Raw genomic sequence first — 13269 nt, forward strand, 5'->3', positions numbered from 1 at the left:
AGATGTAGGCTATCTTTAAGTAAACATGATAAATCGCGCTGAAATATAACGATTTTGTGCCGATAATGTAATTAAAGCGTTGCAAATAAGTGGTCTGTCCTGTTAAAACAGTCATTAACGTAATGCTTATATAAAAAAGCGTAACCTGACTTAAGGACGGAGCCAGGTTTAAACAAATTACAAATACAATAATAAAGCGCAATGTGTGAACAAAGCAGGTCAACTCATGCAATTAACCGTCGTTAATAAAATTATTCTCGGATTCGCCTCCTTCGGTTGCTTGTTACTGATAACAAGTATCCTCTCTTACTCAGGTCTTTCGGCTATTCAATCCTCGGCTGAGGATGTCATTGAAGACAAAATGCCGGTGCAGACCCAAATGAACGACGTCAATACCGACATACTGACGCTAGCGACTATTACGGCAAACGGATTTCACGAATCCTCTAAACAAGGTTTGCTCGATAGCCACAATACTTTTAAAAGCCGCGCAGAAGCCTTTATCGAAAAACTCGATAAGCTAGCCAAAATGCTGGGCAGTGGCAAGGTGTCTGCGCAGGCCATAGATGCCAGTCGTACTTACGTGAACGAAAGTAATTCTATGTATGCCGAGTTAGCCTTACGTCTCGAGTTTGAGCAGCGTTTAGCGCTGCACAGCGAAGAAGTACTAATGATTGCCGATGAAGCCAGTGCGCTGATGTTAGATTTGAGCTATCTGGATACGCGGCAGCAGGGTGTGGAAACCATTATTGGTGCAGGTACTAACATTGACAATAAACTGTTGACCATGAACACCGCAATCACTGACCTCGCCGCCAGCACAGATCCAGAAGCCACAGCAATTATTATTGATGATTTAAGTTACCAGATAAGCAATATTCAAGTCGATAAAGACTATCTGAACCGTCTAGCTGAACAGGTCGATACCCAAGGTACGGTAGACAGTTTTAACGAGCAGTTTGATAAACTGGTTGAAGCCCTCAATGGCGAGGAAGGTCTGGTGTGGATGCAGCAGGAAAAGCTGACACATTCTGCCAATAGCCTCTCCCATCAGGAGGCTGCACAGGCTGCGCTAAAACAGGCACTGGAAAGCATTGGTGTACTTTATAGTCAGGTAAACGATAGTACGTTAAATGCGCAGCAAAAAATTCTTGATACGGTACTTGGCGCATTATTAAAAACCGCAGCGGTTTTTGTGATTGGCCTTATCGCAGCCATATTTCTTGGTGTGCTAACAACGCGCAGCATCGCGAAACCATTGGTTAAGATCAACCGCGGATTGTCGCAGTTGAGTCAGGGGGATTTAACCCGCAAATTAGATCAGTCTGGTACAGACGAATTTGCTGCACTCTCCGCTAAAATTAATACGCTGACTGAGAGTTTACGTACATTGGTAGGCAATATCCTTTCGCAGGAGCATCGACTGGAGGAAGTGATCAAGTCCAGCGTGGCACTGGGTGAGAAAAGCCTGCAACAGGTAGACGAGCAGCGTGGACAGGTGCAGGTAACCGCCACGAATACACAGCATGTTCGTCAAACCAGCAATAATAACTTGCTACAGATTAATACTGCTATGGATAAGCTGCGTCTGGTTGAGGAGCAGTCGCATAGTATCGCTGAGCTGGCCGAAAGCAATCGACAGCAGGTTATAAGTCAGGCCCGGCAGGCGGAAGAGTCAGCCAATGTGGTTCATCGTTTGGATGAGAATAGCCGTAACATTGGCAGCATTCTGGATGTCATTAAAACCATCGCAGAGCAAACGAACTTATTGGCTTTAAATGCGGCCATAGAGGCAGCCAGAGCGGGCGAGCAGGGCAGAGGCTTCGCGGTTGTGGCAGATGAGGTACGCACACTGGCGAATCGCACTCATGATTCGACTGAAGAAATCGAATCAATGATCGGTAATCTGCAACGTGACGCCGCTCAGGCCGTGAAAGCAATTAATGTGGGTCGTGACCAGTCTCAGCAAGGCGTTAGCATTACCGAACAGGTAACAGAGCAAGTCGCAAATATCAGCACAATTATTCAGGAATTGAGTAGCATCAATCTTGAAATCGTGAATGATACAAAACAACAGGATGAGCTACTTGCCGATGTAGCGGGTAGCCTTGAGCGTATTGTTGAATTGGCTGAATTAAGTGCCAGCAGTACACAAAAAGCCAACGAATCCACGTCGAAAATAGAGCACGAAATCGCGGATCTGAAACGCGCAGTGACCCAGTTCAAGCTGTAGTTTAAAAATGAGAAATAAAAAAGCCCGTGTAAACGGGCTTTTTGTTAGATGATAAACTGCTATCAGGCTAGTTCAGCCAAACACAATTCGTCGTGTAGCTGTTTGCACCAGGCGCGAACGCGCTCATCGGTGAGTTCTGGCTGGCGATCTTCATCGATGCCCAACCCCACAAAATGATTGTCGTCGGCCATGCCTTTTGAGGCTTCGAAATCATAGCCGTCGGTTGACCATTGACCAACCAGAATTGCACCGCGTGCTTCAACAATATCGCGCACCATGCCCATAGCATCCAGGAAGTACTCTGCGTAATCTTCCTGATCGCCGCAGCCAAATATTGCTACCAGCTTGTCGTTGAAATCAATCTGCTCTAATTCAGGAAAGAAGTCATCCCAGTCACATTGTGCTTCGCCGTAATACCAGGTAGGAATACCAAAAATGAGTAAATCGAACTCGGCGATTTGTTCTTTTGAACTTTTTGCAATGTCGTGAACGGCAATCAGATTCTTGCCCAACTCTTTCTGAATCATTTTGGCAACATGTTCAGTATTGCCGGTGTCACTACCAAAGAATAGGCCAACACTTGCCATATTTAACCTCTATTTCCTGTCACTTAACTATGTTATCCGCTTACGCCGCTGGTTTGCCAGATGATCTGGATGATGCCTTTGGCGACAAACCCCATGGCACCCAGCCCTAAAACGCCATAAACCACAATACGTCCAACCATAGGAACGTCGTTTCTTTTCAATACGTCGTGTATTGCAAATCCAATCAATGCAAATAAAGCAACGATACCTAAATTGAACGCAATGCCTTCAATCAGTTCGTAATTTTCAGCAAGCATAATAAACCTTCGCTATTTTTCGCGCGCAACTATACCACAGAGTTTGCCATTTCGCAGGCGTCTTGACGTACTTTTCGTTATACCGGTCTGTGCGCAGAATTGATCAACTATTCAGCGCTTAACCCTGGTTGGCACTTTGTAATGCGCGGGAAACTAAATTTACCACTACCTGTGGCTTCTCCGCGTGTAACCAATGACCTGTCCCTTCGACAATACGTGCCTTTGCATTGGGGAAGAGTGCGGCTATATCAGCCTGATGTTCACGCTTGATATAGTCAGAATTACCGCCTTTTATAAATGTAACATTACCTGAATACTGTCTCCCAGCCGGTGCTTCAAACCGACTGATATTGGTGTAGTTGGACTCCAGCCCGGTTAAATTGAATCGCCATTGCCAGTCACCAGCATCGTTCTGATAAAGGCTTTTTAGTAAAAACTGCCTGACGCCGGCTTCCTGAATGCCCGCCTGAAGTTGTTGATCTGCGTCTTTTCGCGACGTGACCACGGATAAATCAACGTGTTTTAAAGCCGCAAAAATGGTTTGATGATGTGGAGGGTAGTTAACCGGTGAGATATCCAGTACGACCAGAGACAACACTTTTTCTGGCTTCATTAATGCCGTCATCATGGCTGCTTTCCCGCCGAGAGAGTGGCCTACAATGTGAGCAGCAGCTATGTCGTAAGTGTCGAGCAAAGCTGAAATGCCTTCTACACACAACGAAAGTGAAAATGCGTCGACATGTGGCGATTCGCCATGATCGGGTAAATCAATGGTGATGACATTGTATTGCTCAGCAAGTGGTTTTCTCAATACCGTTAAATTGTCTAAATTGCCAAACAGACCGTGAATTAAGACAACCCAGGGGGCATCCTTGTCTTGCTTAAATACCTGATGGTGAAGTTGTAAGGACATAGAGAAAAATGATTCAGTGTCGGTGTTAATTAAACGGATAAAAACAAAGTGGGGGCCAGGCCCCCACTTTTAAAGTCTTCATTTGTTATCTGTGTTAAATGGCAAAGTCTTCTAACGATTTACCACTTTCAAGTGCTTGCTTGAAGACAACCGGCATTCTGCCGACACCTGTCCAGGCTGTGGTGTCTCCATCAACCGTAATTTTGTATTTCACCGGGCGTTTTTTCCCGGCAGATTTACGCTTCGCTTTAGGCTCTGCTACTTCTTGAAGATCGCTGATGTCGATACCAGCGTCAGCCATTTGTTGCTTAATTTCTGCAAGCTTCTCAAGTTTTTCTTTCTGAGCCTGTATTTCAGCCTCTGCCTGAGCGTGTTTCTTTTCAATAATATTATTGAGTTTTTCAATAACACTTTCTAATTCTTCTACAGTTAAATCCTTAACTGCACCTTGTAAACGTCTTCCATGAGTTAAAATATCTAAAAAATCACTCATTACATTACCTATTAAATTAGATGCATAAAAAAATCGCACTTAAGTTTAATTTAAGTGCGATCTTTTGCAAAAGTATTTTTAATAAATTTACTGATTATTTAATTTACATATTAGGGTAATTAGGACCACTCGCCCCTTCAGGTACAAACCAACGTATATTTTGTGACGGGTCTTTGATGTCACACGTTTTACAATGTACACAGTTTGCTCCATTAATTTGAAGTCTGGGGGAATTCCCTTCTTCTTCTACGATTTCATAAACCCCGGCAGGGCAGTAACGCTGAGCGGGCTCGTCATAATCAGGTAAATTAATGGCAATAGGTACAGCGTTGTCTTTGAGTTGTAAATGGCAAGGTTGATCTTCATCGTGGTGCGTATTAGCCAGATAAACCGATGAAAGCTTGTCGAAGCTCAGTTTATTATCAGGCTTCGGGTAATTAAATTTTGTCGATTCAGATGCTTTATTCATTTTAGCAAAGTCAGGCGTCATGTCTTTCAATGTAAAAAAGCTGCGACCACCCAATATATTCTGCTCAAACGTATTAAAAGCACCGCCTAAGATATTACCGAATTTATGCAGGGCAGGGCCGAAATTTCGGGCTTTAAATAACTCTTCCCGTAGATCACTGTTATTAAAATTCTGGTTGAATATTGAGCTAAATTCGTTTGTTTTTTCATCTTTTAATGATGTGAAAATACTTTCAGCAGCCAGCATGCCGGATTTTATAGCGGTATGAATGCCTTTAATTTTAGAGAAATTAAGTGTGCCCGCATTACAACCCACCAGACAGCCCCCAGGAAACGTCATCGTTGGCAGTGAGTTAAATCCGCCTTTTGTTATTGCTCTTGCACCATAAGCAACACGCTCGCCGCCCTCAAGGTACTGAGAAAACAGCGGGTGGTGCTTCATTCGTTGGAATTCATCAAATGGACTTAGGTGCGGGTTGTGATAATTCAAATCGACAATGAGGCCAACAAATACCTGGTTGTTTTCAGCATGATACAGGTAGCTTCCACCGGATGCTTCGGTTAGCGGCCAGCCGGCCGCATGAACAACCAACCCGGGTTGATGCTTCGCAGGATCAATATCCCAAATTTCCTTAAAACCAATCGCGTAGTGCTGTGGGGTGGCCTCAGCGTCGAGATTGAATGACTCGATGAGGGTTTTACCCAGATGTCCACGACAGCCTTCTGCAAACACGGTGTAGGTTGCTTTCAGGATCATGCCTGGCATGTAACCGTCTTTTTGCTCTCCGTTGGCATCCACGCCCATATCACCCGTGATAACACCGCCAACACTGCCGTCGTCATTGTAATGCACTTCTGCAGCGGCAAAACCAGGGAATATTTCTACGCCTAACGCTTCTGCCTGTTCTGCAAGCCAGCGGCACACATTAGCCAGTGATACAATGTAGTTACCGTCGTTATGCATGGTTTTCGGGGTAACTAAGGCTGGCAGCTTAGTGACACTTGATTCATTGCGAAGTAAGTACATTTCGTCTGCTGTAACAGCTTGATTTAAGGGGGCACCTTTTTCTTTCCAATCAGGTATCAGTGCAGTGAGGGCGTCAGGTTCCATTACACCACCAGAGAGAATGTGCGCACCGACTTCAGAGCCTTTTTCAACAACGCAAATACTCACAGGATGACCATGTTCCTGTGCTTGTTGGGCTAAACGAATTGCAGTCGAAAGCCCGGAAGGGCCAGCGCCTACAATCACTACGTCAAATTCCATCGATTCTCTTTCCACAGCGTCGCTCCTCGTCGTTAAGGCGTTGTGAGGCGTTAATGGCAAGAACTTTTGCCACCCGTCACCTGTTGAATATTTCGCGTCAAACTAAACCAGGTTGACGTTTACGTCAACTGGAAGTAAATTTTATGATAGAAATGTTATTAAACTGTTGTAATCCTTGTTTGACACTATGCTTTGATTGTCATCAAAGCAAAACAAAACGGCTATGCCATGATGTCAGTATAGGTAATAACGATAGTGTTTTTTCAACAATCGGCAATTGATTCAAATCAGAGGAAATTATGAAAATACTCGTACCGGTAAAACGGGTAATCGACTACAACGTAAAGGTAAGAGTGAAATCAGATCAATCTGACGTTGATCTGACAAACGCCAAAATGTCGATGAATCCATTTTGTGAAATCGCAGTGGAAGAGGCCGTCAGGTTGAAAGAGAAAGGTGTTGCAACAGAGATTGTTGCCGTCACGGTCGGTCCTAAAGCGTGTCAGGAACAGCTGCGCAACGCCATGGCGCTAGGTGTGGATCGCGGTATTCATGTTGAATGTGATGCATTTCCTGAGTCACTGCAAGTTGCCAAGCTGCTGGCTAAATTGGTTGAGCAGGAGCAACCTGGTCTGGTTATTATCGGTAAGCAAGCTATTGATACAGACAACAACCAAACCGGACAAATGCTGGCAGCATTAGCCGGTATGCCACAAGGCACATTCGCATCAGAAGTCGTGGTTGAAGGCGATCATGTATTGGTGACAAGAGAAGTTGATGGCGGTTTGCAAACATTGAAACTGACATTACCAGCAGTGGTGTCTACTGATTTGCGCCTGAATGAACCTCGCTATGCAAAGTTACCCGACATTATGAAAGCGAAGCGCAAACCGCTGGATGTAAAAACCGCAGAAGAGCTTGGCGTCGCGCTAACACCTCGTGTGACTACTCTGAAGGTCACCCCTCCGCCTACGCGGGAGGCCGGCATCAAAGTCGACTCCGTGCAGGAATTGTTAACTAAACTACGTGACGAAGCGAAGGTGATCTAATGACCGTATTAGTTTATGCAGAACACAATAACCACCAGCTAAAAGCTGAGACTCATAAGCTGGTCAATGCGGCTGCCAAAATGGGCGATGACGTACATGTATTAGTGGCAGGTTCAAATTGCGCCGACGTTGCAACTGAGGCCAGTCAAATTGAGGGCGTGACGCAAGTACTGGTTGCTGATAACGCCGTTTACGAACATCAGTTAGCCGAGAACATTGCCGAATTGGTCCACAGCATGGCTGGCGACTATAGCCATGTTGTTGCGGCGGCAACCACAACAGGTAAAAACTTCATGCCACGCGTTGCTGCGTTACTCGACGTAGTTCAACTGTCTGACGTCATTGCGGTAGAAGGTGCGGATACCTTTGTTCGTCCTATTTATGCCGGTAACGCGATCGCTACCGTACAAAGCAGCGATTCTATTAAGGTTATTACTGTCAGAGCGTCAGCTTTCGACGCTGCAGCTACCGGAAATAATGCGCCATTAAGTGCTGTTGACAGTGTATTCGCTAATAACCTTAGCGAATTTGTGAGCGAAGAAGTCACCAAGTCTGATCGACCTGAGTTAACGGCTGCAAATATTATCATTTCAGGCGGGCGAGGCATGCAGGATGGTGAGCATTTCGCTATGCTGGAAGCCATTGCCGATAAACTGGGCGCTGCTGTAGGTGCTTCACGTGCTGCGGTTGATGCCGGCTTTGTGCCTAATGATATGCAAGTAGGGCAAACTGGTAAGATTGTTGCGCCGCAGTTGTATATTGCCGTAGGTATTTCTGGTGCTATTCAACATTTGGCAGGTATGAAAGACTCGAAAGTCATCGTGGCTATAAACAAAGACCCTGAGGCACCTATCTTCCAGGTAGCTGACTACGGCTTAGTCGCTGATTTGTTCGAAGCGCTGCCGGAATTGGAAGCAGGCCTGTAATCAGGTGCGAAATACCATAACGAAAAAGGGCTTCTTGTTCGAAGCCCTTTTTGTTGCCGGTTAAACACGAACGAGAGAGTTTTCTTCGAGGCTGACCGGAGACGCGACATAAGCATCGGCAGCCCAGTCATTTTCCCATACGTCTTCATCCAATAAATACCGGAACTGATATTCAGCATCAGCGGGTAAGTTCACGGTTTGAGTGAAATCCCCGTTCTTGAGTTTCTTCATTGGTTCAGCAGAAAGATCCCATTCGTTAAAGTCGCCGACCAATTTGGCCGTTGAGGCGTTCTTTGCTTCTTCAGCAGTGAGCTTAAAGGTCACTTTACATACCGGTTTTGATTTTAAATATTGCTTCTTCAGGCTCATTGTTTTCTCCTAAGCATTACATCGTGTAATTAACTTACAAGTTACGCTCAAAAAACTAGCAATTCAAGAGTGATGGCGCAAAAAACATACAGTAAGTGAAAGTTTTTATTCAAAAAGGCTTAATCGATTAAGTTTGGTGGCTGTATTTGTGTAAGGTTGTCGCTGCCAAACGTTTGGAAAAGTTGATTGTTACAGCGGTTACAATTTTTAACAAAGTTATTGAAGCGTTTGTCATCCAGTCATTTTACACTTCAGTATAAGGAGTGCCATGTGAAAATTTTTTTCACTTCACAACGGGCATTACAAAGTGCAAATACAATAATTAGACGAAAAAAGCATCGTGCTTTTGGGCCAATCGGGTGACACATACATGAAATCTTCTATCGCAAAAGCGGGTATTCCGTTGTTAATACTGCTGGTTGCAATTGTTCTGACAGCCGTCATGATTCTGGGTAAAAAGCCGCCAGAAAAGAAAGTGGTTGAAGAAAAAGCCTTTTTAGTTGACGCAGAACCTGTTTACAGTGAACACGTTGAATTTACCGTCAGCTCTCAGGGCAACGTCCTGCCTAAACATAAAACCATGGTCGCAGCACAGGTTAGCGGACGAGTAGTGAGCTTGTCAGATAACTTTGTGGTGGGGGGGATGTTCCGCAAAGGTGATGTACTGTTAACCCTTGAACGAGACGATTACGAGACGGACCTTCGTTTGGCTGAAGCGGAGTTGGCTCAGGCAGAAGCCGCCCTGGAAGAAGAAGTCGCGCGTGGTAAGGTAGCTGCTGAAGAATGGCGTTCTGTTCGCAGCGTAGTACCACCTGAACTTGGGCTTCGCAAACCGCAGTTGGCGAAGGAGCAGGCCAATGTAAAAGCCGCAAAAGCTAAACTGGCCCGCGCGCAGCGCAATCTGGCCAGAACGCAAATTGTTGCGCCTTATGATGGCATTGTTATAAATCGAAATGTTGATTTAGGCCAGTTTATTGCGACTGGCGCACAAGTGGGTGAATTGTATGGTACTAGTGTTGCGGAAGTGCGCTTGCCACTTACCGATGCCGACCTGGCATTTATCGATCTCTCAGCTGGCGTGAAAGAACAGAATCCTGTGTCACTTTCTGCCGTTGTTGGCGGTAAGTTCCACCAATGGCAAGGGCGATTGGTTCGCAGTGAAGGCGTACTCGATACTACAAACCGTTTGATCTACGCAGTAGTTGAGGTGAACGACCCGTATGGCCGTGACAACACAGATTTGCACCCTGTCCCGCTGCGATTTGGCCAATTTGTGCAAGCAACGGTAAGTGGTACACAAGCACAAACACTGATAGTGATCCCAAGAAGTCTGTTGCGCTTGGACGGGTCTGTGCTGGTTGTGAGTGAAGACAACACCTTGTCTATTCGCAACGTAAAAGTTGCCCGCTCTAATCCGCAAAATGTTTATGTATCAGAGGGCCTGCAAAGTGGTGATAAAGTTATTCGCAGCGCCGTCCCTAATCCGTTTGACGGCATGCCGTTGCGAATTGCGGGAGAAGATCCAGCCAAAGATGATGTGGCCGATGAGCCTGCTGCGTTGAGTACAGGAGAGTAACCTATGCAATCCTATAATACGCATACTGGCATGATCGCCTGGTTCGCGCGTAACAATGTTGCGGCAAACTTACTCATGTGGATTCTACTGATTGGCGGCATTTTTGGGGCGATGTCGATTCAAAAGCAGGTGTTTCCAAATTTCGAAGTGAATATCATCTCGGTTCGAGTGCCTTATCTTGGGGCTGCGCCTCAGGAAGTCGAAGAAGGCGTACTGCTTAAAATCGAAGATGCCATCAAAGACCTCGATGGTATCAAGAAGATGACATCGACTGCGGTTGAAGGCATGGGTTCAGTCACTATCGAAGTTGAAGAAGATTACGATGTGCAACTGGTGCTAGATGAAGTAAAAGCACAGGTCGATGCAATCCCCAGTTTCCCTGGCAATACCGAAAAGCCCATCGTTTATCGCACTAAGTTTTTGCAGGATGTAATGTGGATTGCCGTATACGGTGATGCCAGTGAGCGAGAACTGAAAGAGTTTGCCAAGAATCTGCGTGATGATGTGGCTAATCTGCCGGGTATTTCCAATGTGCAGGTGGTGGGCGATCGCGATTACGAAATCTCCATTGAATTGTCTGAATACACGCTACAAAAATACAATCTTACATTTTCGGAAGTGGTAAATGCGGTGCGCCAGTCTTCCGTAGATTTACCCGGTGGCGCCATTAAGTCTGACAATGGCAATATTCTGCTTAGAACCAAAGGCCAGGCGTATACCGGCTATGAATTCGCGCAAGTGGTATTGCTAACCCGGGATGATGGCAGCCGACTCACGGTGGGGGATATAGCCACGATTGATGATGGCTTTGTTGAGGATCAGCAATATGCGATGTTCGACAACAAACCGGCGGTAAATATTCGGGTTCGCGCGGTAGGTGATCAAAACGCACTGGAGATTTCCAAAGAAGTTAACCAGTACCTCGATACCCATAAAAAGGATTTCCCCGCGAATATACAGGCTGACTCATGGGGTGATTCCTCGTTTTATCTGGCAGATCGCCTGAACATGATGCTGGAAAACATGTTCTGGGGTGGTGTGTTGGTATTTTTGGTGCTGTCGCTGTTTCTAAAAATCAAGCTGGCATTCTGGGTTATGGTGGGCTTACCGGTCTGTTTCCTGGGCACGCTGATGGTATTGCCTATGGACATGATGGGGGTATCCATCAACATGTTGAGCTTGTTCGCGTTCATACTGGTACTGGGGATCGTGGTGGATGATGCCATTATTATGGGGGAGTCCGCCTATTCCGAAATAGACGCTAAGGGACACAGCACTGACAACGTCATTGCGGGTGTCAAAAAGGTCGCGATGCCTGCAACCTTTGGGGTACTGACTACGATCGCCGCTTTCTCTCCAATGTTAATGGTGTCCGGGCCGTTCGGCGTTATCTGGAAAACCATCGGGTTGGTTGTCATTGTTTGTCTGGTCTTTTCTTTGATTGAGTCGAAGCTGATCCTGCCTGCTCATCTGGCTCACATGAAAATGAAGCCTTATGACCCGGCAAAGGCAAACGCTTTTCAGCGATTCCGGGATTTCTTTAGTGAAGGTATTAAAACCTTTATTAAAAATACCTATGCACCGTTTCTGCAAAAAGCTGTGAAGTTCCGTTATGTCACCCTGGCGACGTTTGTGAGCATGCTGATCCTGACTTATGGCATGTTTAAAGGGGACTTGGTGCGATTTGTATTCTTCCCTACCATTCCAAGCGATTTTGTACAGGCTAGTGTCGAGCTAGAGCCAGGGTCTTCTTTGTCGCAGCGAGACAAGATCATGGATACCATGCTCGCCGCAATGTACCGAATGGACGCACAGCTCATTGAAGAGACCGGGCAGGGCGTAGTAAAGCATGCTGTCGCATTCGATAGCGGTTCATTGGGTGGTCAAGTCTTTGTCGAGCTCACCAAAGGCGAAGCCCGGGACATGACTGACACGGAAATTCAAGAGCGCTGGCGTGAGCAAATGCCTGAGTTGGCAGGGGTGAAAACCCTGAGTTTTGCTTCACCCGGTGGGCCAGGCGGCGGCTCAGATCTGAGTTTTGAATTTAGCTCAGCACACATTGAAGATCTGGAGAAAATCAGTCAGGACGTCAAGGCCGCACTAGCTGAATACAATGGTGTCTCTGATATCAATGATACGTTCGCAGGTGGCTCGGATGAAATTCAGCTTCAACTTAAGCCACAGGCAGAAGCGTTAGGGATTACACTACAGCAGTTAGGTCAACAAGTACGTTATGGCTTCTATGGCGCAGAAGTGCAGCGCATACAGCGCGACGATGAAGAAATCAAAGTCATGGTCCGTTATCCGCAGGATGCGCGTAACTCTGTCGGCCATCTGGAAACGATGCGGGTGCGTGCGCCCAATGGGCAGGACGTGCCGTTCGACCAGGTTGCAGAAATCAAGATGGGCAAAGGCTACGACTCCATTATTAGGGTAGACGGAAAACGCTCAGTTACCGTGTCTGCTGCGGTCAATGCCGATTTAGTAGAGCCTAATAAAGTCACAATGGAAATGATTGGTGAGGTTATTCCGGATATTCTGAAGCGCTATCCGCGGGTAGACTTTAAACTTCAGGGTAACTCGCGCGAGCAAATGGAAGCCATGGGCTCACTGGGTAAAGGCTTATTGTTTGCACTGTTTGCCATCTACGCGTTACTTGCAGTGCCGCTTCGCTCTTACAGCCAACCAATTATTATCATGTCAGTTATTCCATTCGGTATATTTGGGGCCATTGTAGGGCACTTGTTGTTGGGCCATGCTGTTAGCGTATTGTCGATTTGCGGCATTATTGCGCTGTCTGGTGTAGTGGTAAACGACAGCCTGATAATGGTTGACTTTGTAAACCGGGCAAGAGCAGAAGGACACCGTCTCATCGATGCGGCTATTAACGCCGGAACCCAGCGCTTCCGCGCCATTATTCTTACCTCGCTGACAACCTTCATGGGCTTAGTACCCATTATGTTCGAGAGAAGTTTGCAGGCTCAGGTAGTGATACCTATGGCAATTTCATTGGCGTTCGGTATTTTGTTTGCGACGGTTATCACCTTGCTGCTGGTACCTGCGCTGTACGTTAGTCTAGATGACTTCCGTCAATTGTTCTGAAAGCCTACACGTGCGCAGGTAGGCTCTTC

Annotated in this window: 11 protein-coding genes; 5 read left to right on the plus strand and 6 right to left on the minus strand. The window is 46.3% G+C overall.

Going from position 1 to position 13269, the window contains the following annotated elements; translation table 11 throughout:
• The first annotated feature begins 226 nt into the window (after positions 1 to 226).
• Positions 227 to 2233 (plus strand): methyl-accepting chemotaxis protein, encoded by a 2007-nt coding sequence (locus AC4MRN_RS14620; RefSeq protein WP_490402950.1) that lies wholly within the window; start codon positions 227 to 229, stop codon positions 2231 to 2233.
• A 62-nt stretch (positions 2234 to 2295) separates the two neighbouring features.
• Here the strand turns inward: AC4MRN_RS14620 and fldA are convergent, their stop codons facing one another.
• The 5 genes from fldA to AC4MRN_RS14645 all read right to left on the minus strand — a co-directional run bounded on the left by fldA (position 2296) and on the right by AC4MRN_RS14645 (position 6233).
• Positions 2296 to 2820 (minus strand): flavodoxin FldA, encoded by a 525-nt coding sequence (fldA, locus tag AC4MRN_RS14625; protein WP_073324681.1) that lies wholly within the window; start codon positions 2818 to 2820, stop codon positions 2296 to 2298.
• 32 nt (positions 2821 to 2852) lie between these two features.
• A complete protein-coding gene (locus AC4MRN_RS14630) occupies positions 2853 to 3077 on the minus strand; it encodes a DUF2788 domain-containing protein (protein ID WP_073324680.1) in 225 nt (74 codons plus the stop codon).
• 118 nt (positions 3078 to 3195) lie between these two features.
• A complete protein-coding gene (locus AC4MRN_RS14635) occupies positions 3196 to 3990 on the minus strand; it encodes an alpha/beta fold hydrolase (protein WP_073324679.1) in 795 nt (264 codons plus the stop codon).
• Between the two features lie 94 nt (positions 3991 to 4084).
• The gene (locus AC4MRN_RS14640) at positions 4085 to 4483 is read right to left on the minus strand and encodes an H-NS histone family protein (RefSeq protein ID WP_073324678.1); all 399 of its coding nucleotides are present in this window, start codon (positions 4481 to 4483) and stop codon (positions 4085 to 4087) included.
• Positions 4484 to 4586: 103 nt separating this feature from the next.
• Positions 4587 to 6233 carry an electron transfer flavoprotein-ubiquinone oxidoreductase gene (locus AC4MRN_RS14645; protein WP_491203672.1) on the minus strand — a complete coding sequence of 549 codons (1647 nt, stop codon included), beginning with the start codon at positions 6231 to 6233 and terminating at the stop codon, positions 4587 to 4589.
• 284 nt (positions 6234 to 6517) lie between these two features.
• On the opposite strand from AC4MRN_RS14645, the gene AC4MRN_RS14650 reads away from it, so the two are divergent.
• Together AC4MRN_RS14650 and AC4MRN_RS14655 are read left to right on the plus strand one after the other, a co-directional pair.
• Positions 6518 to 7267, plus strand: a complete 750-nt coding sequence (locus AC4MRN_RS14650; protein ID WP_073324676.1) for an electron transfer flavoprotein subunit beta/FixA family protein — start codon at positions 6518 to 6520, stop codon at positions 7265 to 7267.
• Positions 7267 to 8193, plus strand: coding sequence for an electron transfer flavoprotein subunit alpha/FixB family protein (locus tag AC4MRN_RS14655; RefSeq protein WP_491203673.1), 927 nt, complete (start codon positions 7267 to 7269; stop codon positions 8191 to 8193). The genes AC4MRN_RS14650 and AC4MRN_RS14655 overlap by 1 nt, the downstream gene beginning before the upstream one ends.
• A gap of 60 nt (positions 8194 to 8253) precedes the next feature.
• Here AC4MRN_RS14655 and AC4MRN_RS14660 read toward each other — a convergent pair whose 3' ends face one another.
• The gene (locus AC4MRN_RS14660) at positions 8254 to 8562 is read right to left on the minus strand and encodes an isoamylase early set domain-containing protein (RefSeq protein ID WP_370242512.1); all 309 of its coding nucleotides are present in this window, start codon (positions 8560 to 8562) and stop codon (positions 8254 to 8256) included.
• A gap of 370 nt (positions 8563 to 8932) precedes the next feature.
• On the opposite strand from AC4MRN_RS14660, the gene AC4MRN_RS14665 reads away from it, so the two are divergent.
• A complete protein-coding gene (locus AC4MRN_RS14665) occupies positions 8933 to 10138 on the plus strand; it encodes an efflux RND transporter periplasmic adaptor subunit (protein WP_491203674.1) in 1206 nt (401 codons plus the stop codon).
• 3 nt (positions 10139 to 10141) lie between these two features.
• Complete coding sequence (locus AC4MRN_RS14670; RefSeq protein ID WP_491203675.1) at positions 10142 to 13240, plus strand: efflux RND transporter permease subunit; 3099 nt, start codon at positions 10142 to 10144, stop codon at positions 13238 to 13240.
• The last annotated feature ends 29 nt before the right edge of the window (positions 13241 to 13269 follow it).

The sequence above is a fragment of the Marisediminitalea sp. genome (assembly GCF_984433645.1).